Below are 21438 nucleotides of genomic sequence, written 5' to 3'. Positions count from 1 at the left end.
CGGACCGCTACCCGGAAGCTCGTGTCGAGGAGACAGCGATGTCGACCAACCACCCCGACCCCGAAGCCACCGGTGCGGACACCCCGTACCTCGACTTCGCGGGAACGACTCCGTACGAGGACTACGTCCAGGCGGACGTCCTGACCCACCTCCAGCACCTGCGCTCGGACGATCCCGGCGAGATGGTCTTCCTGGTCACCACCCAGGTCATGGAGCTGTGGTTCACGGTCATCGTCCATGAGTGGGAGACCGCCACCCGCGCCCTGCGCGAGGACCGCATACCCGTCGCGCGCGACGCCCTGAAGCGTTCGCTGCGCGAGCTGGAGGCGCTCAACGAGTCCTGGCGCCCGCTGGCCGGACTCACCCCCGCCCAGTTCAACTCCTACCGGGGCTCCCTCGGCGAGGGGTCCGGGTTCCAGTCCGCGATGTACCGGCGGATGGAGTTCCTGCTCGGCGACAAGTCCGCCTCCATGCTGGTGCCGCACCGGGGCGCGCCCCGGGTGCACGCCGAGCTGGAGAAGGCGCTCGGGGAGCCCAGCCTGTACGACGAGACCCTCGCCCTGCTGGCCCGGCGCGGATACGCCGTTCCCGAGTCGGTCACCGGCCGGGACCTGACCCAGCGGTACGAGCCGTCGCCCGAGGTCGAGGCGGTGTGGGCGGAGATCTACGCCTCCGACGACCAGAACGACGAGCTGGTGCGCCTCGGCGAGCTGCTCACCGACGTCGGCGAGCTGGTGTGGCGCTGGCGCAACGACCACCTCGTCGCCACCCGGCGCGCGATGGGCTCCAAGACCGGCACCGGCGGTTCCGCCGGGGTGGCCTGGCTGGAGAAGCGCGCCACGAAGAACGTGTTCCCCGAGCTGTGGACGGCGCGCAGCCATGTCTGAGACCACGACCACGGCGCGGGACCTCCGCGAGCGCGCCGCCGTCCTCGACGCCGCCGATCCGCTCGCCGCCCGCCGCGAACTCTTCGCGCTCGACGACGGCGTCTACCTGGACGGCAACTCGCTGGGCGCGCTCCCCGTCCACGTCCCCGCCCGGGTGCAGGACGTCCTCACCCGCCAGTGGGGCCAACTGCGCATCCGGTCCTGGGACGAGAGCGGCTGGTGGACCGCGCCCGAGCGGATCGGCGACCGGATCGCCCCGCTGGTGGGGGCCGCCGCGGGGCAGATCGTCGTGGGCGACTCGACCAGCGTGAACGTCTTCAAGGCCGTCGTCGCGGCGGGCCGGCTCGCGGGGGAGGGACGCGACGAGATCCTGGTTGACGCGACGACCTTTCCCACGGACGGGTACATCGCGTCCGCCGCCGCCCGGCTCACCGGTCACCGGATCGTGCCCGTCGCGCCCGCCGACGTCCCGGCCGCGCTCGGGCCGCGTACCGCCGCCGTGCTGCTCAACCACGTCGACTACCGCTCCGGGCGGCTGCACGACCTGCCCGGACTGACCGCCGCCGTCCACGCGGCGGGGGCGGTCGTGGTGTGGGACCTCTGCCACAGTGCCGGCGCGCTGCCCGTCGGACTGGACGAGCACCGCGTGGACCTCGCGGTCGGCTGCACCTACAAGTACCTGAACGGCGGCCCCGGTTCGCCCGCGTACCTGTATGTCGCCGAGCGTCACCAGGCCGCCTTCGACTCGCCGCTGCCGGGCTGGAACTCGCACGCCGACCCGTTCGGCATGACCTCCGGCTACGCGCCCGCGGACGGGTCCGTACGGGGCCGGGTCGGGACCCCCGACATCGTCTCCATGCTGACGCTGGAGGCGGCGCTGGACGTGTGGGACGGGGTGCCGGTGGACGCGGTGCGGGCCAAGTCGCTGGCCCTGACGGACTTCTTCCTGGAGTGCGTCGAGGCGTACGTCCCGGCGGGCCGGGTCACCTCCGTCACCCCGGCCGCGCACGCCGAACGCGGCAGCCAGGTCGCCCTGCGCTGCGCGGAGGCGGAGCCCGTGATGCGCCGGCTGATCGAGCGGGGCGTCGTGGGCGATCTGCGGCGTCCCGACGTGCTGCGGTTCGGCTTCACCCCGCTGTACGTGGGGTTCGCCGACGCGGAACGGGCGGCACGGATCCTCGCCGAGGTGCTCGCCGAGGTGTCCGCCGGGGACACCGTCGGCTGACGGGCCGTCACGGTCTGTTCGACCGGGCGGGGACGGTGCCGAGTGCTGGTACCGTCCCCGCAGGTCAGCCCAGTTGGGCGGGGACACAGGCACGGGACACAGGCATAGGACGGTTGAGCAGCATGTCGGATTCTGCCGCGCGTGATCAGGACGTCGCCGAGATGGAGTCGGCGCTCGCGCATCCGGAGGTCGCGCCCGACCGGTCCGCCGCCTACGGGGACCACCCCGACCAGGTCGTCGACTTCTACGCGCCGCGCGACGGCCGCACCGGCGCCCCGCTCGTCGTCCTCCTGCACGGCGGCGCCTGGCGGGCCCCGTACGACCGGGCCCATGTCTCACCGTTCGCCGACTTCCTGGCCCGCCGGGGTTTCGCCGTGGCGAGCGTGGAATACCGGCGCGGCGGCGACATCCCGCAGCAGCGCGGCGGGAACACCCGGCCGGGCGGCGCCGACCCGGTGGCGGGGCGCTGGCCGGAGACCTTCGACGACGTGGCCGCGGCGATGGACGCGATGCCGGCCCTGGCCGGCCGCGAGCTGCCCGGGGCCGACGTGCGGCGGATCGTGGTCACCGGGCATTCGGCGGGCGGCCACCTCGCCCTGTGGGCGGCGGCGCGGCACGTCCTGCCCGAGGGGTCGCCGTGGCGGCTGCCCGCCCCGCCGCCACTGCGCGGGGTCGTCGCCCTGGCCCCGATCGCGGACTTCACGGTGGCTGCCGAGCTGGAGGTGTGCGGCGGAGCGGTCGGTCAACTCCTGGGCGGACAAGCCGACTTCGAGGTGCGGGCGGCGCAGGCCGACCCCGGGGTGCTGCTGCCGACCGGGATCGCCACCGCGATCGTGCAGGGCGTCGAGGACATCGTCGTCCCGCAGGCCGTCTCCGAGGCGTACGTCGACGCGGCTGCCAGGTCCGGCGAGATGGTGGGGCTGACGCTGCTCGGCGGCGTCGGACACTTCCCGCTGATCGACCCGGCCGCCGACGCCTGCGCCGTCGTGGCCGAGGAGATCACCCAGCTCGCCTGGTGACCGCCCCCGGGGCCCGTCCGATTGCGGACGGAAGGTGTCCGCAAGGGTCTCTACGTTGGTCCTGTCGCCGCTCGGACGGAGTCGGCACCGACGAAGGGGAACCCCATGACGATCCTGGTGACCGGAGCCACGGGAACGGTCGGCCGCCGCGTGGTCGAGCAACTGCTGGAGCGCGGCGAGCACGTCCGGGCCCTGACCCGCGACCCGGCGCGGGCGGAGTTCCCGGACGGGGTCGACGTCGTCGCCGGCGACCTCACCGACCCGGCGTCCCTGGGCCCCGCCCTGGAGGGGGCGGTCGGGCTGCACCTCATCACCTTCGGCGGCGAATTCTTCGCCCCGCTGGGGACCGGTGAGGAGATCCTCGCCCTGGCCGCGAAGGCGGGCGTACGCCGGGTGACCGTGCTGCACGGCGGCGGCCCGACCCCGATGGAGTCGGCGGTGCGCGCCGGCGAGCTCGCGTGGACCGTCGTGATGCCGGTGGAGTTCATGGCGAACGCCCTGGAGTGGGCGCCCGGCATCAGGAGCGAGGGCGTGGTGCGCGAGCCCTTCGTCGGCCGGCTGAGCGCGATGGTCCACGAGGCGGACATCGGGGCGGTGGCGGCGGTGGCGCTCACGGAGGACGGTCACGGCGGCCGGGAGTACCTGGTCACCGGTCCCGAGGCGCTGACCGTCGGCGACAAGGTGACGGCCCTCGCCGCGGCGCGGGGCGCGGACGTGGAGCTGGTCGAGCTGACCGAGGAGCAGGCGCTGGAGAACTGGCGGGCCCAGGGCATGGCGGAGGACGTGATGGCCTTCCTCATCAGCGTCTACCGGGACACCCCGCCCGAGGGCCGGACCGTGACCGACACCGTGGAGAAGGTCACCGGGCGGCCGGCCCGCACCTTCGCCCAGTGGGCCGGGGAGCACGCGGACCACTTCCGCGCGGGAGCCTGAGGAACCGGGCGCCGGGGCCGCCGCCAGGGCTGCCACCTGGAGGTTTCCGGCGCCCGGCGCGGTACGGCGGAGGCGGGTAGTCCTTGAGAGGGACGCCCCGGAATCCGTAGCGATGCTGACGACCCGCCGTCCGCCGCCGCCTACCGTGGAAGCGTGACCGAAACCCAGACAAAGACCAGTAGCCCGGAATTCCGGGCCGCCGCAGGGGCGATAGACGGCCTGCGGGAGGACCTCCTGCGCAATGTGTTCGCCTACCGGCCTCTGCCGCCGCTGAACCCCGACGGACGGCTGGTCCGACGACTGCCCGAGGGGATGCGCGGGATCGTCGTCTGGGCCCCGCACGCCCTGGTGCTGTTCGCCGCCTTCCTCGTGATGATGGCCGGGTTCTCCGAGTGGCGGTTCCGCCTCCTGGTGGGCCTGGTCCCGGCGATCGCGGTGGCGATGACCCTCGTCAGGCCGGTCGCCGCGTTCTGGACGTCGATGCTGGCGGCCGTCTTCTGCGCGGTCCTGGGCAGCGAGGGACTGTGGGGGCCGAGCGCCTTCGGGGCCCAGGTGGTGGTGATGGTGGTCGTGGCCGCCCGGACCCGGCCCCGCACGGCCGCCTGGATGTGGCTGCTGACCCTCCTGTTCGGGGTGGCGCTGGAGGGCGGTGACCCGTCGATCACCGCGCCCCTGGCGACGCTCTCCGCCTTCGCGCTGCTCATCGTCGCCGTGGTCCAGATCCGGCGCGACGCCGAGCGCGAGGTCACCGTGCAGCGCACCGTCACCGCCGTCGAGCGGGACCGGCGCACCCTGCTGGAGGAGCGCACCACCATCGCCCGGGAGCTGCACGACGTGGTGGCCCACCACATGTCCGTCGTCGCGATCCAGGCCGAGGCCGCCCCCTATCGGGTCGAGAACCCGCCCCCGGAGCTGGAGCAGGCCTTCGTCACCATCCGCGAGAACGCCGTGGCCGCCCTCACCGAGCTGCGCCGCGTCCTCGGGGTGGTCCGGGCGGAGGACTACGAGGCCCCGGACGCCCCGCAGCCGACCCTCGCCGCGCTCGACGGGCTCCTGGACAACGTCCGCGAGACGGGCCTGGAGACCGAGAAGGTGATCACCGGGGCCGTCCGCGAACTCCCGCAGGGCGTCGAGCTGTCGGCGTACCGGATCGTCCAGGAGGCCCTGAGCAACAGCCTGCGGCACGCGCCGGGCGCCTCCGCCCGGGTCGAGCTCGGCTATGTCCTCGGCGGGCTCGGTCTGCGCGTGGTCAACGGACCCCCGCGCGGGCTGGTCAAGCCGTCGCCGGGGGCCGGGCACGGCATCACCGGGATGCGGGAGCGGGTCGCGATGCTGAACGGCGAGATGACGGCCGGGACGACGGCCGACGGCGGGTACGAGGTCGCCGTGTTCCTCCCCGTACCGCTGTCGGCCGGGCCGGAGCCGCGGGAGACGGCCGGCGGCGCGGTGGACGACGCGGACACGGTGGTCGTCGAGCGGGGCGGCGGCGCATGAGCGACACCGACATCCGGGTGCTGATCGTCGACGACCAGATGATGGTCCGCGAGGGCTTCTCGGTCCTGCTCAACGCGATGCCGGGGATCAGCGTCGTGGGCGAGGCGGTCGACGGGCGCCAGGCCCTCGCCCAGGTCACCGCCCTCCGCCCGGACGTGGTCCTGATGGACATCCGCATGCCGGAGATGAACGGCATCGAGGCGACCCGCGAGATCGTCGCGCGGGACGCCGAGGCGAAGGTGCTGGTGCTGACGACCTTCGACCTCGACGAGTACGTCTACCAGGCGCTGCGGGCCGGGGCCTCGGGCTTCCTCCTCAAGGACGCCTCCGCCCGGCAGCTCGCCGACGGGGTACGGGTGGTGGCCTCGGGCGAGGCGCTGCTCGCCCCGACGGTGACCCGGCGGCTGATCACCGAGTTCTCCAAGCTCGCGGAGGCCCCGCGCCCGCCCGCCCTGGCCCGGATCGGCGATCTCACCGAACGGGAGACGGAGGTGCTCGTCCTGATCGCGCAGGGGCTCTCGAACGCGGAGATCGCCTCGCACCTGATCGTCGCCGAGTCCACGATCAAGACGCACGTCAGCCGCATCCTGGTGAAGCTGGGGCTGCGCGACCGCACGCAGGCGGCGGTGTTCGCGTACGAGGCGCGGCTGGTCACGCCGGGGTAGCACCCCCGTACGGCCGGGGCGGGCGGTCCGGGGACGGACGCGGGCGGTCCGGGGACGGAGGCGGGCGGTCCGGGGACGGAGGCGGGCGGTCCGGGGACGGAGGCGGGCGGGGACACCCCTTGCGCCGGCGGCGGGCGCGGGTAGCGTCGGGTCATGCACGTGTCCTTCGATCCCTGGTCGCCCGCGTTCGTCGCCGATCCCTATCCCGCCTACACCGCGCTGCGCGCCGCCGGCCGGGCGCACTGGTTCGAGCCGACGGGGCAGTGGCTGATCCCGCACCACTCCGACGTGTCGGCCCTGCTGCGCGACCGCCGCCTCGGCCGGACGTATCTGCACCGCTTCAGCCACGAGGAGTTCGGCCGGACCCCGCCGCCCGCCGCGCACGAGCCGTTCACCACGCTCAACGGGCAGGGCATCCTCGATCTGGAGGCCCCGGACCATCCCCGGATCCGGCGGCTGATCTCCAGGGCGTTCACCCCGCGTACGGTCGAGAACCTCGCCCCGACCGTGCGGCGGCTGGCGGCCGAGCTGGTCGACGCGTTCGTGGCGAAGGGTGGCGGGGACCTGCTGGCGGAGGTCGCGGAGCCGCTGCCGGTCGCCGTGATCGCGGAGATGCTGGGCGTCCCGGAGGCGGACCGGGGGCTGCTGCGGCCCTGGTCGGCGGCGATCTGCGGGATGTTCGAGCTGAACCCCTCCGAGGAGACGGCCGAGGCCGCCGTCCGCGCCTCCGTCGACTTCTCCGCGTATCTGCGCGGCCTCATCGCCGAGCGGCGCGCGGACCCCGGCGAGGACCTGGTCTCGGCGCTCATCGCCGCCCACGACGAGGGCGAGCGGCTGACCGAGCAGGAGATGATCTCCACCTGTGTGCTCCTGCTGAACGCGGGCCACGAGGCGACGGTGAACACCACCGTCAACGGGTGGCGGACCCTCTTCCACCACCCGGAGCAGCTGGCCGCGCTCCGCGCCGACCCCGCGCTGCTGCCGAGCGCGGTCGAGGAGCTGCTGCGCTACGACACCCCGTTGCAGATGTTCGAGCGCTGGGTGCTCGACGACATCGAGCTCGACGGCCAGGTGATCGAGCGGGGCGCGGAGGTGGCGCTGCTGTTCGGCTCGGCCAACCGGGACCCGGAGCGGTTCGCCCGCCCGGACACGCTGGACCTGTCCCGGCAGGACAACCCGCACCTCACCTTCGGCGCGGGCATCCACTTCTGCCTGGGCGCCCCGCTGGCCCGGCTGGAGCTGGCCGCCTCCTTCGGGGAACTGCTGCGCAAGGCGCCGGCCCTGCGGATGACGGCCGAGCCGGAGTGGCACCCGGGGTACGTGATCCGGGGGCTGAAGGAGCTGCGGGCCGAGGTGTAGCGCGTCCCCGCGGCGACGGCGGGCCCGGTCTCAGCAGGGGTCGTAGCACTCCGGCCTCGGGGCCCCGGCCAGCGCGTCCACGCCGACGCCGATCGCGAAGAGGACGGCGATGGACGCGACAAGGCCAAGTGCCCGCTTCCAGTCGCCCCGGACCAGGAAGAACACGGCCAGGGCCGCCGCCGCGCCGCCGAGGATCATGAGGGGCAGGCCGACCCAGAGCACGTTCCAGTTGGAGGCGCCCTCGAAGCCGTCGAGGAGGCCGCCCTTGCCGTGCGGGGCCCAGAGCACGATGCCCGCGAGCGCTCCGGCGAAGGCGGTCGCGCAGCCGGCCGTTCCGACGACGGCTTCCCGCCGCGAGTTCTGGATCTCCATGGTCAGGGGGACGCGGCGGGGCGCGGAAACGGTTCCGCTTCCGGAGGCGGGCCCCGGTCGGGTCGGGACGGCCCCGGTCTGGGGCGGCCCCGGTCTCAGGTCGGGTCGGGCTCCGGTCTCGGGCCGGCGGGTACGAGGTCGGGGCGGGCTTTGGTCTCAGGTCAGCGGGTACGAGGTCCGCCCGGACGCCTCGTCGATCTCGTCGTGCGCCTTGGTCAGCAGTTTCATCGCCAGTTCGTTGAGCGCCCTGGCCCCCGCGATCTCCTCGCCGACCCGCTGCTGGTCGGAGTCCGAGGGGTGGCGGCTGGCGTAGCCGTGGGCGCGTACCTCTGTTCCGTCGGAGAGGCGGACGAGCGCCGCCGCGCGGGTGCGGTGGGTGTCCTCCTCGAATGCGAGGTCGATGTGCCATCCGACAGCGATCCTGGTCATGACGGTCACCTCCGGGACGTCTCGGGCCGTCTTCTACCAGCGTGCGCCCCCTGCCGGGTCCGCGCTCGCCGGACCGGGCAGCATCAGCCCCCACGCGCCCGCCCGGACCGTCCAGGTCCGGGTGCGCACCGGCCCCCCGGTCTGTATGTCCGCCCGGTAGCGGAAGTCGGCGCCGGAGACCGTGACGGCCTTGGCCTCCGCCGTGACGTCGTCGCCCGACGCGGTGCGCACGACGACGTCGGCCAGGCCCCCGCCGCCCTGGGAGGTCACCGAGATGCCCCGTACCGGCGTGTCCAGGTCGCTCAGCAGCACCCCGTCCGCCTCGATGCGCAGCCGGTGCGTGCCCGGGTGCGCGGCGGCGGCGACCGGGGCCGGGCGGACCAGGGACGTCACCAGCGAACGGCAGGTGTCCCAGACGGCCGTGACGCCCGTGTGCGGGCTCCCCGAGCCGGACGGCGGGGCCGGAGCGGGGATGCGCAGGCGGCCGAGGACCACGCCGTCGCTGTCGTCGACCAGGAGGTCCAGGCGGCGGACCGCGCCGTCCAGCGCGGTGCGGGCGGCCGCCACCGCGCCCCGGGGGACGCCGAGGGCGTGGGCCACCTCCAGGGCGTGCGCCGCGCCGACGGGGATCAGGGCGAGGACGCCGGCGGCCAGCTCCCGTTCGCGGTGGAGGTGGGCGACCGCCCGCAGCAGCGCGTGATCGTCGCCGACCACCACGGGCCGGCGCGCACCCCGCCGGGACAGCGCCCGGGCGAACTCCTCGGGGGTGTCCGGAAGGCAGATCTTGGCGTGCGATCCGGCGCTCAGCACGTCCTTCGCGATACGGACGGACTCGCCGTCGGTCCGGCGGGCGGCCGGGTCGATGACCACCAGGAGCTGGTCGTCGCCGTCGCCGGGGGGCTCTGCAGCCGACACCTCGGTCCTTCCTCGGGTAGCATCTTGGTGCAAGAGCCCCTTGCGCTATTGCGCCAGGGGCTTCGTCTATTCCGGGGCACCCGGTTCGACGGCTCAGGCTTTGCCGTACATCGTCGTGCGGCAGGTACGACCTTTACGTACGCCCCCTGACCTTGGACATGCCCCGCCCGGAAGGGGTGTACGCCTGTGCCCGCACTTGTGCTGCTCGGTGCTCAGTGGGGTGACGAGGGCAAGGGGAAGGCCACCGACCTCCTCGGTGGATCCGTGGACTATGTCGTGCGATACCAAGGCGGGAACAACGCCGGTCACACGGTCGTCGTGGGCGACCAGAAGTACGCACTGCATCTCCTCCCCTCCGGAATCCTGTCGCCGGGATGTACCCCGGTCATCGGGAACGGTGTCGTGGTCGACCCGGCGGTCCTGCTCTCCGAGCTGAGCGGTCTGAACGAGCGAGGCGTCGACACGTCCAAGCTTCTGATCAGCGGCAACGCTCATTTGATCACTCCGTACAACGTCACGCTCGACAAGGTGACCGAGCGCTTCCTGGGGAAGCGCAAGATCGGCACGACGGGCCGGGGCATCGGTCCGACGTACGCCGACAAGATCAACCGGGTGGGGATCCGGGTCCAGGACCTCTACGACGAGTCGATCCTGGAGCAGAAGGTGGAGGCGGCCCTGGAGCAGAAGAACCAGCTCCTGGCCAAGGTCTTCAACCGCCGGGCCATCGAGGCCGGCAAGGTCGTCGAGGACATGCTCCAGTACGCGGAGCAGATCAAGCCGTTCGTCGCCGACACGACCCTGATCCTGAACGATGCCATCGACGAGGGCAAGGTCGTCCTCTTCGAGGGCGGCCAGGGCACCCTGCTCGACGTCGACCACGGCACGTATCCCTTCGTCACCTCGTCGAACCCGACCGCGGGCGGCGCCTGCACCGGTGCCGGCGTGGGCCCGACGAAGATCAGCCGGGTCATCGGCATCCTCAAGGCCTATACGACGCGTGTCGGCGCCGGTCCGTTCCCGACGGAACTGCACGACGAGGACGGCGAGGCGCTGCGGCGCATCGGCGGCGAGCGCGGTGTCACCACCGGCCGTGACCGCCGCTGCGGCTGGTTCGACGCCCCGATCGCGCGGTACGCGACCCGGGTCAACGGCCTGACCGACTTCTTCCTCACCAAGCTCGACGTCCTCACCGGCTGGGAGCGGATCCCGGTGTGCGTGGCGTACGAGATCGACGGCAAGCGCGTCGAGGAACTCCCGTACAACCAGACCGACTTCCACCACGCGAAGCCGATCTACGAGAACCTGCCGGGCTGGTCCGAGGACATCACCAAGGCCAAGACCTTCTCCGACCTGCCGAAGAACGCGCAGGCGTACGTGAAGGCCCTGGAGGAGATGTCGGGCGCTCCGATCTCCGCGATCGGCGTCGGCCCCGGCCGGACCGAGACGATCGAGATCAACTCGTTCCTGTAGGGGACGGGCGGGCGAACACCGCGACGGCGGCGGACGGCGGGGAGACCCGGCGCCCGCCGCCGCGCGCGTTCACGCCCGCACCCGCGCCGCCGCCCTCACCGCCGCACCGGTTTCGGCGCGGGCTCCCGCGCGGTGGGCTCGGGCCGCGCCGCGCTGTCCCGGGCGAGCAGTACGGCGATGAGCGCGGCGCCGAGGACGAGCAGCCCGGCGGCGACGGTGAGCGTCAGGGAGAACCCCTGCGTCGCCGCCCGCGACGGGCCGACGGAGCCGGTCAGCTCCTCGGTGCGCCGGGTCGCCACGGAGACCAGGACGGCCAGTCCCACGGCGCCGCCGATCTGCTGCACCGAGTTGAGGATCGCCGAGCCGAGGCCGGCGTTCTCCTCGTCGGTGCCGGAGACTCCGGCCATGGCGAGGGCGGGAAAGCCGAGGCCGGAGCCGAAGCCCACCACCAGCATGCCGGGCAGCACGCCGGTCGCGTAGCCGTCGCTCGGCGACACCCCGGAGAGCAGCAGGAGTCCGACCGCGCTGATCAGGAACGCCAGCACCAGGGCCCACCGCAGCCCTAGCCCGACGGCCAGGCGGGAGGAGCACCAGACACCGGTGAGGATGCCCGCGCCGTACGGCAGAAAGGCGAGGCCGGCCTTGAGCGGGCCGTATCCCAGCACCGCCTGCAGATGCAGCATCAGCAGGAAGGACAGGGCGAAGAAGACGGCGGCGAAGATCAGGCCCGCGGCGTTGGAGACCAGGCGGATCCTGACGGAGAGGAAGGCCGGCGGGATGAGCGGATCCGCCGTGCGCGCCTCGACCAGGAGGAAGAGGGCCCCCAGGGCGACGCCGAGCAGCAGGGGCGCCAGGACCGACACCTCGCCCCAGTCCGCCTTCTCCGTCCGGAGCAGGGCGTAGACCAGGGAGACGACGGCGCCGGTGCCCAGCAGCGCGCCCGGGACGTCCGGCCGGGCGGGGCGGTCGGTGCGGCTCTCGCCGACCAGGCGCGGCAGGAGCACCAGGGCGAGGACGGCGACCGGCAGATTGATCAGGAAGATCCAGCGCCAGGACGCCAGCCCGGTGAGCGCACCGGAGATCACCACCCCGGTGGTGCCGCCCAGACCGGCGATGGCGCCCCAGATGCCGAGCGCCTTGGCGCGTTCCGCGCGGCCGGGGAAGATCAGGGTGATCAGTGCCAGGGCCGCCGGGCTGGCCATGGCCGCGCCCGCCCCCTGGGCAAACCGTCCGGCCACGAGCTGCCAGGGCTCCTGGGCGAGCCCGCAGAGCAGGCTCGCGGCGCCGAACAGGCTCACGCCCCAGAGGAAGACCCGGCGGCGGCCGATCAGGTCGCCGAGGCGGCCGAAGAGGAGCAGCAGTCCGCCGAAGGCGAGGAAGTAGGCGTTGGCGACCCAGGTCAGGTCCGTGGTACTGAAGCCGAGGTCGCTCCTGATGCTGGAGAGAGCGACGTTGACCACCGTGTCGTCCAGAACCAGCATGAACTGGACGAAGCACAGGACGACGAGGGTGGCCTGTCGGCGGCCGGGGAGCGCGGGGCCCGCGGGGGTGGGGGCGGCCGTCATGCGGTATGGCCCCGCCGGCCGCGTATCTGACGACTGGATACCTGACGACCGCATACCTGACGACCGGACACCTGACGAACGGACACCTGGCGATCGGACGCCTGGCGGCCCGGGGTCCGGCGGCCTGGGCTCCGGCGGCCGGGGGGCCGGTGGCCGGGGGGTCGAAGACCGGAGGCCCGGGGGCCGTGGTCCTGGTCGCTGCTCGTGGTGGTGGGGGTTCTCGTGCGGTCGGGGCGCCTGCGGTGGAGCTGAGTGGTCATCACCCGTTGACGCTAGGGAGGGGCTGTCATCGGCCGCAATACGCTCCCCGGCCAATATACCGGGGGTGGGTATCCGGCCCCGAGGGGAGGGAGCGGCTGCGGAGGGCGTCGCGGAGGTGTGGCCGCGCGCGGCCACACGTTGGTGCGGAGGGGGCGGCGCGGTCGACGGGCCGGCCGGGCCGGGTGGCCGACCGCCGCCGGCCATCGTTTTCGGCCAGTCGGTGCCCGGCGGGCCCGGCCTCCGCGCCCTCGCGGCGGTGCGGGGAAGCCCGTCGGCGCGAGGGCCCCCCGCGGGGGTGTTCCTACTATGGGTGCGGACTCGACAGAAGGGATCTCCGGCCATGAGCGCGCGGGACACCGGGGCAAGCACCAGGAGCTCACGTCCGCGGCGCATGGGCCGGCCGCCCATGGCCGACCGGGAGGCGATCATCGCCGCGGCGCTCGGCATCGGGTTCGCCCGGCTGACGATGCCGGCCGTCGCCGAACGGCTGGGCATCTCCCACTCGACGCTCTACCGGTACTTCCCCAGCCGTGACGCGCTCGCCGCCGCCGCGGCCGACCGTGCCGTGGACGCCATCGAGTGGCCGGAACCCGACGACGACTGGCGCGCCTTCCTCACGGCGACCGCGTGGGCGCACTGGCGGTTGTTCGCCGCCCACCCCGGGCTGGCGCAGGAGGTCACCGCGCTCCGGCTCACCGGCCCCGGGCTGGTGGGGCGGGAGAACCGGACGGGGGTCGCGCTCCTCGGCTACGGGTTCTCCGCCGAGGACTCGGTGCTCATCATGGACATGCTGGCGGAGTTGGTCACCCAGGCGTTCCTCGCCGTCCTTCCGCAGGGGAGCGACGACGGTGAGCCCGGTGGCGACCCCGGTTCGAGCGGCGGCTCCGGGCCGGGCGGTGAGTCCGGGCCGGACGACGGCTCCGACGGCGGGGCCGGCGCGGCGATCGAGGCGGCCCGCAGGCGCCGTCGTGAGCTGATCGGCCCGTGGATGCACACCTTCGACCCGCGGCTGCGCGGGGTGCTGGCCGACGCCGTCGCGGGCTCGCCCGCGGCCTGGTTCGAGCGCAAGCTCGGCCTCTTCCTGGACGGGGTCGCCGGCCGCCGTCGCTGAGCCGGCCCCCGGTCGCCACCGCGCGGCGTCGGCCCGGACCGCCCGGACCGCCCGGCAGCCCGGCCGTCTGGTCGTCTGGTCGTCTGGTCTAGACCTTGACAGGTTCAGACCATGCGGGCTTGGCTGGTGGCCCGTCATGTCGGCCTGCCGGGGTGCTCGGTGTGCCGTGCCGAAGGAGTGAGCAGCCCTGAACCGCATCGATCGCATCGCTCGTGCCAAGAGGTTCCTGACCGTCCCGGCGGCCCTCGCCGTCCTCGCCGCCGCCCTCGTGACGGCGGCCCCGGCCGCGACGGCCGCCGCCCCCGCCGCCGGGCCCTGCGCGCCGCTCCACAGCGCCTCGGCCGACTACCGGGCCGGGGACACGGTCTCCCACCACGGGCGCAACTGGAGCGCCAAGTGGTGGACGCGGGGCGAGAATCCGGGCGCCGGCTCCGCGTGGTCGGACCGGGGCGCCTGTACGGGAGGGGTCTCCGACTTCGTCATCGGCGAGGAGGAGTTCGACGCGATCTTCCCGGACCGCGACCCCTTCTACACGTACCAGGGCCTGATCGACGCGCTGCACGCCTACCCGCGCTTCGCCAACGTCGGTACGCCGCAGACGCGGGCCCGCGAGGCGGCGGCGTTCCTGACGCACGCGGACTTCGAGTCGGTGGGGCTGAAGTACGTCAAGGAGATCAACGAGGCCAACTACTGGCGCAAGTGCGACGACACCCAGCCCTTCGGCTGCCCGGCGGGGCGCGAGGCGTACTACGGGCGCGGCCCGATCATGTTCAGCTGGAACTTCAACTACAAGGCGGCCGGGGACGCCCTCGGGCTCGACCTGCTCAACGATCCCTGGCTGGTCGAGCGGGATCCGTCCGTCGCCTGGGCCACGGCCCTCTGGTACTGGAACACCCAGAACGGCCCCGGCACCATGACGTCCCACGACGCGATGGTGGGCGGCGCCGGCTTCGGCGAGACGATCCGTTCGCTCAACGGGGCCCTGGAGTGCGACGGCGGCAACCCGGGCTCGGTGACCGCGCGGGTGGAGCGGTACGAGCGCATCACCGGCATCGTCGGGGTGGCCCCGGGAGCCGGGCTCACCTGCTGAGCGGCGCCCCCGGGTCGCCGGGTCGCCGGGGTCGTCCGCATGCTGGGCGGGCCGGAAGATTTTACCTTCGGTTCCCCCTCCGTTCGCGGGCGATCCGGATGGACTCCCTCCGGAATAGGCGCTGTTGAGGGCCCTCTTGACGTGATCCTCCCGGGCCGCGATGGCCGAAACTGGTGGCACCGGCACCTTCTTCGAGGATGGTCTAGACCTTGACAGGTCCAGACCATCCTCGCTTGAGTATCGGCACCCCCACCGGCGGCGCAGGCCGGACGTCGCGCCGCGTCCAAGGAGTGTGATCACGTGTATCGACGTGTCATGAGTCTGCTGGTCGCGCTCGGCGCGATCGTCGCGGCGCTCATCGTTCTTCCCGCCACCACCGCGCAGGCGGCCACCTGCGCCACGGCCTGGAGCTCCTCCTCCGTCTACACGAACGGCGGCACGGTCTCGTACAACGGCCGTAACTACACCGCCAAGTGGTGGACCCAGAACGAGCGTCCCGGCACGTCGGACGTCTGGGCCGACAAGGGTGCGTGTGGCACCGGCGGTGAGGGCCCGGGCGGCAACAACGGCTTCGTCGTCAGCGAGGCCCAGTTCAACCAGATGTTCCCGAACCGGAACGCCTTCTACACCTACAAGGGCCTCACCGACGCCCTGAGCGCCTACCCGGCCTTCGCCAAGACCGGCAGCGACGAGGTGAAGAAGCGCGAGGCCGCGGCCTTCCTCGCCAACGTCAGCCACGAGACCGGCGGACTGTTCTACATCAAGGAAGTCAACGAGGCGAACTACCCGCACTACTGCGACACCACGCAGTCGTACGGCTGCCCGGCCGGCCAGGCCGCCTACTACGGCCGCGGCCCGATCCAGCTGAGCTGGAACTTCAACTACAAGGCGGCCGGTGACGCCCTGGGCATCAACCTGCTCGCCAACCCCTACCTGGTGGAGCAGGACCCGGCCGTGGCGTGGAAGACCGGCCTCTGGTACTGGAACTCCCAGAACGGCCCCGGCACCATGACCCCGCACAACGCCATCGTCAACAACGCCGGCTTCGGCGAGACGATCCGCTCGATCAACGGCGCTCTGGAGTGCAACGGCGGCAACCCGGCGCAGGTCCAGAGCCGCATCAACAAGTTCACGCAGTTCACCCAGATCCTCGGCACCACCACGGGTCCGAACCTGAGCTGCTGATGTCGTACCGCCCCTCACCGGCCCGCGAGGGCCGCTGAGGATCCCCGAGGACCCCACCCGAAACGGGGGTGTGTCCGGCTCACGCCGGGCGCACCCCCGTTTCGGCGTCGAGGCCCGGGCGGCGCGGCACGACCGTCCGACGTGGACCGGGTTCCGCGCGGGCGTCGGGGGCGCCTCTACGGCGGGCCCAGGAACCGTACGTCCCCCTCCGCGGCCGGATGGTCCCGCTGAGTCCAGCACAGAACCCCCTCTCCGAGTTGTCCTGTTTCTCCTCCCCGCCGCCCGGGCGCGCGTAGCTTGTCGTGTGGTCGCGTTCGGGCGGGAGCGAGGGGAATCTGATGGGCCAGCAGTTGGCACGGGTGCAACTGGACGGCGGAGGCTCGATCCTGGTCGAGGCCGCGGACGGTGCGGCCGGGCCGGTGAAGGCGGGCCGGGTCGGTGAGGCGATCCGGGAGCTGCCGACGGGACTGAGCGCGGCCTTGGAGCCGGTCACGGACATGGCCCGCAGCGTGCTGACCCGGTTGCGCGACGCGGGGCCGACGGAGCTGGAGGTCGAGTTCGGGGTCGACCTCGGTACCGAGGCCGGTGTGGTGATCACCAAGACGGCTGTCAACTGCCATCTGACCGTGAAGATGACCTGGAACAGGGAAGACGCCGGCTCCGGTACCGCGCAAGCGCCGGACGCCGCGGCGGAGTGACCTCGTGGGAACCACCCGGGACGCGCGCACGGCCGATGTGCTGACTGCCGCGGTCGCCCAGGTCCGCGACGGGGACGGATCCGTGCTGGGGACGGGCTTCCTGATCGGCGAGAACCTGCTGATCAGTTGCGCACACGTCCTGGCCGACGGCGGTTACGGGCCCGGGGACGCGGTGCAGTTGGTCTTCCCGCGCGTGTCCGGCGTCCCGTCGCCCCGGGGACGGGTGCTGGAGGAAGGATGGCGCGCCCCGGACGAGCAGGACATCGCGCTGGTCCTGCTGGACGAGGTGCCGGCGGGCGTGGTCCCGCTGTCGCTGGGATCGTCGGCGGGCTGCGCCGGACGCCAGGTGCGCTCGCTCGGCTTCCCCGTCCAGGCACCGCCGGACGGGCACTTCGGTTCCGCCGAGGTTCTCGGACTGCTACCGGCCCCGGACAGCGCCGACGACATGCTGCAGCTGACCGGCGCCAACGATCTGACCACCGGGTTCAGCGGCGGACCCGTGCTCGACGAGGTGGCCGGCCGGGTGGTCGGCATGGTCAGCGCCATCACGGCCCCCGACGGTCACGACCGGGGACACGGCATCGCCTACGCCACGCCGGCCGAGGTTCTGCGCGATGCCTGGCCCGCGCTCCGGGTGCTCGACGTCTCGCCCTACCAGGCGTTGGCGCCGTTCACGAGCGAGCAGGCCCGCTGGTTCCACGGCCGCGAGGACGCGGTGCGCCGGCTCGTGGACGCACTCGCGGGCGGGGAGCGGACCGTGCTGTTGCTCGGACCCTCCGGAGCGGGAAAGTCCTCGCTGGTTCAGGCCGGTCTCCTGCCCGCGCTGGCGCGCGGGGAAGTGCCGGGCAGCGACCGCTGGCGTCAGGTGGTCGCGCGGCCCGGCCCGGACCTGCCGGCCGTCCTCGAACAAGCGGGTCTGCCCGCGACCGCCCCCTCGGGAGTCCGGCCGGCAGCGACCGGTTCACCGGGGGACGGCCCGGACCCCGTGCGCACGGTGCTGGTCATCGACCAGTTCGAAGAGATCCTCGCACCCTCCACCGAACCCCTGACGGCGGCCCTCGCCACGATCACCGGCGCGATCCGGTCCCTTGAGGCCGCCGATGTGGTGCTCGTCATCGTCATGCGCGACGACTTCTATCCGCGGCTGTCCGCCCTGGCTCCCGAACTGCTGCGGGCGGCGCTGAAAACACGCGGTGTGCTCAATGTGCCCGCCACGCTCACCAGCGCGGACCTCAACGCGATCGTCACCGGACCGGCCGCCGACTTGAAGGTCGCCTTCGAGGCGGGTCTGGCACCGCAGATCGTTTCCGACGTCCTGGCACTCAACCCGCGCACCGCGGGGGCCCGCGAGGCGCCGGTCACCGTGCTGCCGATGCTCGAAGTCGCGCTCAGCCAGCTGTGGGATCGCCGCCTGGACCACGACGGCATGCTCACCCACGACGCCTACCGCCGTATCGGCGCCGTGACCGGGGCCCTCGCCGACTGGTGCGGGGCCGCTCTGCGCGAACTGGACGACCCACAGCGGCTCATCGCCCAACGCGCCCTCACAGCGCTGGTGCGCCCCGCTGACGAGGCTCTGAACATCCCCGCGGCACGCCAGCGGTTTCCGCTTCTCGAACTGCGGGAACTCTCAGCCGCCGACGGTACGCCCGAGGCACTGGAAGCCGTCGACGCGGTGCTGGAGGTTCTCTCCCGGCATCGCATCATCACCACCGACCGGGTGCACGAGCCGAGGGCCGCCGACGGATCGGTCGGGACACCGATGGCCGAACTGATCCACGACACGCTGATCCGTGACTGGCCCGAGCTGCGCCGCTGGGCCGAGCAGGACGCCCGGTTCCACGGCTGGCTGCACCGCGCCCGCACGTCGCACGCCCGCTGGCAGAAGCACCGGGAACTGGAGGACCTGCCCGCCGGAACACTCCTCGCCGAGGGTACGGACTGGGAGCGACACCGCCGTCTGCCGACCGAGCTGGCGCGATTCCTCGACGCGGGCCGGCACCGCGAGCAGGCCGCCATGCGGCGGAGCAGGCGGCTCAACACCGTGCTGGCGACCATGCTCGCTCTCGCCCTGATCGCGTCGGGCGTGGCGATCTTCCAGTGGCGGGCCGCCGTCGAGGCCAAGCAGGCCGTTCAGGAACAGCAACTGATGTCCCGGTCAAGGCAGTTCAGCGCTGAATCCACATCCTTGCTCGGCACCGAACCGAACCTCGCCTCGCGCCTCGCGATCGCGGCCTACCGCACCAGCCCGACCTCTGAGGCCGCCGACGCCCTCAGAGCCGCTGCCGCCGTTCCCCTGCGGCGCAGCATCAACGACTCAAGGCCCGTGAAGTCGGTGGTGTTCAGCCCCGACGGCCGCACCCTCGCCGCAGGCGCTTTCGACGGCGTCGGGTTGTGGGACATGGCCACGGGCAGGAAGACCGCGACTTTCGCCGCGCCCGTGACGTCGGTGGCGTTCAGTCCCGACAGCGCCGTCCTGGCCATGGGGGGCGGCCATGGGACCGTCCGGCTGTGGGACGTGACCGTCGGCCGGGACGTCGCCACTTTTGCCGGCCACACGAAGCCCGTGAACGCGGTGGCGTTCAGCCCTGACGGAGACACCCTCGCCACCGGTGGGGAGGACGGGACCGTCCGGTTGTGGGATGTGGCCACCGGCAGGGACACCGCTACGCTCACCGGCCATACCGAGGGCGTGGACGCGGTGGTGTTCAGTCCCGACGGAGACGCTCTCGCGACCGCCGGCTCCGCCTCCGTGCCCGAGACGGGAGGCGGCCCCGGGAATTCCGTCGGGAGCGTCCGCCTGTGGGATGTGGCCACCGGCGAGAGCGCCGCCACTCTCCCCGTCCCCAGCCGTGCGCCGGTGTTCAGTCCCGACGGGGACACCCTCGCCACCGCTACCGCCGGGCTCGTACGGTTGTGGGACACGGACACCGGCAGGAACAAGGCCACCCTCTCCGGCGGCGACGGCGACGCGGTGGTGTTCAGTCCTGACGGGGAGACTCTCGCCACCGCCGGCAGCGACAGGACCGCCCGGTTGTGGGACGCGGACACCGGTAGGATCACGGCCACCTTCGCCGGCCACAGCGACCGGCTGACATCGGTCGTGTTCAGTCCTGACGGGGAGACTCTCGCCACCGCCGGCAGCGACAGCACCGCCCGGTTGTGGGACGTGAGCACCCGTGAAGTCACCGCCACCCTCACCGGGCACAGCGCGTGGGTGAACGCGGTGGTGTTCAGTCCTGACGGGGAGACTCTCGCCACCGCCGGCAACGACGCGACCGTCCAGGTCTGGGACGTGAGCGCCGCCGCCTTCGCCGCTCACCTGGGATCGGTGGGCTCGGTGGCGTTCAGCCCTGACGGAGCCGCTGTCGCTACCGGCAGCGAGGACGGGACCGCACGGCTGTGGGAGGCGGACACCAGCACGAACACCGCTACCCTCACCGGCCATGACGGGGCGGTGGACGCGGTGGTGTTCAGCCCGGACGGGGAGACTCTCGCCACCAGGGGGAAAGACCGGACCGCCCGCTTGTGGGAGGCGGACACCGGCAGGATGATCGCCTCCCTGACCGGGCCCGTGGACGAGATGGTGTTCAGCCCGGACGGGGAGGTTCTCGCCACTGCGGCCGAGTCCGAGTCCGAGTCCGGTGTTCACCTGTGGGAGGCGGACACCGGCAGGATGATTGCCTCCCTGACCGGGCCCGTGGACGAGATGGTGTTCAGCCCGGACGGAGAGGTTCTCGCCACTGCGGCCGAGTCCGAGTCCGGTGTTCACCTGTGGGAGGCGGACACCGGCAGGAAGACCGCCTCCCTGACCGGCGACCCGCAGTTCGTGAACGCGGTGGTGTTCAGCCCCGACGGTGAGACTCTCGCCACCGCTGGGAACCACGGGACCGTTCGCCTGTGGGACGTAGGCACGGGCAGGAACACCGCCACCCTCACCGGGCACACCGCGCCCGTGGCCTCGGTGGTGTTCAGTCCGGGAGGTGACACGCTTGCCAGCGCCGGGGAGGACGGCACCGCCCGGTTGTGGGACGCGGACACCGGCAGGAACACGGCCACCCTCACCGGTCACGTCGGCCACTACGAGGGCGACCGGGAAGACTCCGGCCCGGCCCCCGCGTCCGTGGACGCGGTGGTGTTCAGCCCGGACGGAGGCACCCTCGCCACCACCGCCCTCACCGACAGGACCGTCCGGCTGTGGGACGTACGCACGGGCGGGCACACCGCCACCCTCACCGGTCACACCTCCAGCGTGGACCTGGTGGCGTTCAGCCCCAGCGGGGAGACCCTCGCCACCGCCGGCGCCGAAGGGACCGTCCGGTTGTGGGATGTGGCAACCGCCAGGAGCACGGCTACCATCACCGGCCATGACGGGGCCGTGCATTCCCTGGTGTTCAGTCCCGACGGAGACTCCCTCGCCACCGTCAGCGCCAACGTACGGCTGTGGCACCACATCGCCCCGGCCACCGCGATCAGCGCCCTCTGCGGCACCGTCGCCCGCGACCTCACCCGCAAGGAGGAGGGAAGCCTCCCACCCGATCTGACCGCCTGCCCGGGAGACCCCGAAATCCGCTAGGCCCTGTCGTCGAACTGCCGCCTGCCCCGCGCGGCCGTGCACGTGCTCTCGCCGGACCGGGCACCGGCCCGGGTACGTCCCGTACGAGGACCCGCCCCCGGCACACCGGGAGCACGCACCTGACCCCGCAGGGCCGCCCTTCGGGCGACGACGGCAGTGTGACGACAGGACCCAGTACCGAGCC

The 21438-nt window shown here is 72.8% G+C and carries 17 protein-coding genes; 13 read left to right on the top strand and 4 right to left on the bottom strand.

All coding sequences use genetic code 11. From position 1 onward, the window contains the following. Window positions 1–38: 38 nt before the first annotated feature. The 7 genes from DTB53_RS14030 (at window position 39) to DTB53_RS14000 (ending at window position 7582) form a co-directional block, all read left to right on the top strand. Window positions 39–887 carry a tryptophan 2,3-dioxygenase family protein gene (locus DTB53_RS14030; RefSeq protein WP_012379877.1) on the top strand — a complete coding sequence of 283 codons (849 nt, stop codon included), beginning with the start codon at window positions 39–41 and terminating at the stop codon, window positions 885–887. Continuing rightward, a complete protein-coding gene (kynU, locus tag DTB53_RS14025; protein ID WP_012379876.1) occupies window positions 880–2112 on the top strand; it encodes a kynureninase in 1233 nt (410 codons plus the stop codon). Before DTB53_RS14030 ends, kynU begins: the two co-directional genes overlap by 8 nt. Window positions 2113–2234: 122 nt before the next feature. Beyond that, a complete protein-coding gene (locus tag DTB53_RS14020) occupies window positions 2235–3131 on the top strand; it encodes an alpha/beta hydrolase (RefSeq protein ID WP_012379875.1) in 897 nt (298 codons plus the stop codon). A 105-nt stretch (window positions 3132–3236) separates the two neighbouring features. Continuing rightward, the gene (locus DTB53_RS14015; protein WP_012379874.1) at window positions 3237–4064 is read left to right on the top strand and encodes an NmrA family NAD(P)-binding protein; all 828 of its coding nucleotides are present in this window, start codon (window positions 3237–3239) and stop codon (window positions 4062–4064) included. A 153-nt stretch (window positions 4065–4217) separates the two neighbouring features. Continuing rightward, window positions 4218–5558: a sensor histidine kinase gene (locus tag DTB53_RS14010; RefSeq protein WP_012379873.1), complete on the top strand. Its 1341-nt coding sequence runs from the start codon at window positions 4218–4220 to the stop codon at window positions 5556–5558. Further along, window positions 5555–6223, top strand: a complete 669-nt coding sequence (locus tag DTB53_RS14005) for a response regulator (RefSeq protein WP_003967550.1) — start codon at window positions 5555–5557, stop codon at window positions 6221–6223. Before DTB53_RS14010 ends, DTB53_RS14005 begins: the two co-directional genes overlap by 4 nt. A 153-nt stretch (window positions 6224–6376) precedes the next feature. Further along, window positions 6377–7582 (top strand): cytochrome P450, encoded by a 1206-nt coding sequence (locus DTB53_RS14000; protein ID WP_012379872.1) that lies wholly within the window; start codon window positions 6377–6379, stop codon window positions 7580–7582. 30 nt (window positions 7583–7612) lie between these two features. Here the strand turns inward: DTB53_RS14000 and DTB53_RS13995 are convergent, their stop codons facing one another. From DTB53_RS13995 to DTB53_RS13985, 3 genes are all read right to left on the bottom strand, one after another. Then, a complete protein-coding gene (locus tag DTB53_RS13995; RefSeq protein WP_012379871.1) occupies window positions 7613–7954 on the bottom strand; it encodes a hypothetical protein in 342 nt (113 codons plus the stop codon). A 156-nt stretch (window positions 7955–8110) separates the two neighbouring features. Further along, entirely contained in the window at window positions 8111–8383 is a 273-nt protein-coding gene (locus tag DTB53_RS13990; protein WP_003967547.1) for a DUF1876 domain-containing protein, read from the bottom strand. Between the two features lie 33 nt (window positions 8384–8416). After that, complete coding sequence (locus DTB53_RS13985; RefSeq protein ID WP_003967546.1) at window positions 8417–9298, bottom strand: diacylglycerol kinase family protein; 882 nt, start codon at window positions 9296–9298, stop codon at window positions 8417–8419. 186 nt (window positions 9299–9484) lie between these two features. On the opposite strand from DTB53_RS13985, the gene DTB53_RS13980 reads away from it, so the two are divergent. Beyond that, the gene (locus DTB53_RS13980; protein WP_003967545.1) at window positions 9485–10768 is read left to right on the top strand and encodes an adenylosuccinate synthase; all 1284 of its coding nucleotides are present in this window, start codon (window positions 9485–9487) and stop codon (window positions 10766–10768) included. Window positions 10769–10863: 95 nt separating this feature from the next. On the opposite strand, the gene DTB53_RS13975 is transcribed toward DTB53_RS13980, so the two are convergent. Continuing rightward, a complete protein-coding gene (locus DTB53_RS13975) occupies window positions 10864–12333 on the bottom strand; it encodes an MFS transporter (protein ID WP_012379870.1) in 1470 nt (489 codons plus the stop codon). Between the two features lie 601 nt (window positions 12334–12934). On the opposite strand from DTB53_RS13975, the gene DTB53_RS13970 reads away from it, so the two are divergent. The 5 genes from DTB53_RS13970 (at window position 12935) to DTB53_RS13950 (ending at window position 21254) form a co-directional block, all read left to right on the top strand. Next, window positions 12935–13705 (top strand): TetR/AcrR family transcriptional regulator, encoded by a 771-nt coding sequence (locus tag DTB53_RS13970; RefSeq protein ID WP_012379869.1) that lies wholly within the window; start codon window positions 12935–12937, stop codon window positions 13703–13705. 205 nt (window positions 13706–13910) lie between these two features. Beyond that, a complete protein-coding gene (locus tag DTB53_RS13965; RefSeq protein ID WP_275655712.1) occupies window positions 13911–14795 on the top strand; it encodes a glycoside hydrolase family 19 protein in 885 nt (294 codons plus the stop codon). A 300-nt stretch (window positions 14796–15095) separates the two neighbouring features. After that, window positions 15096–15980 (top strand): glycoside hydrolase family 19 protein, encoded by an 885-nt coding sequence (locus DTB53_RS13960; RefSeq protein WP_003967541.1) that lies wholly within the window; start codon window positions 15096–15098, stop codon window positions 15978–15980. Window positions 15981–16318: 338 nt separating this feature from the next. Beyond that, the gene (locus DTB53_RS13955) at window positions 16319–16678 is read left to right on the top strand and encodes a CU044_2847 family protein (RefSeq protein ID WP_042496617.1); all 360 of its coding nucleotides are present in this window, start codon (window positions 16319–16321) and stop codon (window positions 16676–16678) included. Window positions 16679–16682: 4 nt separating this feature from the next. Next, complete coding sequence (locus tag DTB53_RS13950; protein WP_012379867.1) at window positions 16683–21254, top strand: nSTAND1 domain-containing NTPase; 4572 nt, start codon at window positions 16683–16685, stop codon at window positions 21252–21254. Window positions 21255–21438 lie beyond the last annotated feature (184 nt).

Source organism: Streptomyces griseus (genome assembly GCF_900460065.1).
In the GTDB taxonomy this organism is placed as follows: domain Bacteria; phylum Actinomycetota; class Actinomycetes; order Streptomycetales; family Streptomycetaceae; genus Streptomyces; species Streptomyces griseus.
Note: the sequence above shows the minus strand (reverse complement) of the source record. Positions and strands in the feature narration are given on the sequence as shown.

Coding starts and splice junctions, on each gene's coding strand:
- DTB53_RS13975 (WP_012379870.1), bottom strand. CDS start 12,333: ATGACGGCCGCCCCCACCCCCGCGGGCCCCGCGCTCCCCGGCCGCCGA.
- DTB53_RS13955 (WP_042496617.1), top strand. CDS start 16,319: ATGGGCCAGCAGTTGGCACGGGTGCAACTGGACGGCGGAGGCTCGATC.
- DTB53_RS14015 (WP_012379874.1), top strand. CDS start 3,237: ATGACGATCCTGGTGACCGGAGCCACGGGAACGGTCGGCCGCCGCGTG.
- DTB53_RS14005 (WP_003967550.1), top strand. CDS start 5,555: ATGAGCGACACCGACATCCGGGTGCTGATCGTCGACGACCAGATGATG.
- DTB53_RS13970 (WP_012379869.1), top strand. CDS start 12,935: ATGAGCGCGCGGGACACCGGGGCAAGCACCAGGAGCTCACGTCCGCGG.
- DTB53_RS13990 (WP_003967547.1), bottom strand. CDS start 8,383: ATGACCAGGATCGCTGTCGGATGGCACATCGACCTCGCATTCGAGGAG.
- DTB53_RS14000 (WP_012379872.1), top strand. CDS start 6,377: ATGCACGTGTCCTTCGATCCCTGGTCGCCCGCGTTCGTCGCCGATCCC.
- kynU (WP_012379876.1), top strand. CDS start 880: ATGTCTGAGACCACGACCACGGCGCGGGACCTCCGCGAGCGCGCCGCC.
- DTB53_RS14030 (WP_012379877.1), top strand. CDS start 39: ATGTCGACCAACCACCCCGACCCCGAAGCCACCGGTGCGGACACCCCG.
- DTB53_RS14020 (WP_012379875.1), top strand. CDS start 2,235: ATGTCGGATTCTGCCGCGCGTGATCAGGACGTCGCCGAGATGGAGTCG.
- DTB53_RS13995 (WP_012379871.1), bottom strand. CDS start 7,954: ATGGAGATCCAGAACTCGCGGCGGGAAGCCGTCGTCGGAACGGCCGGC.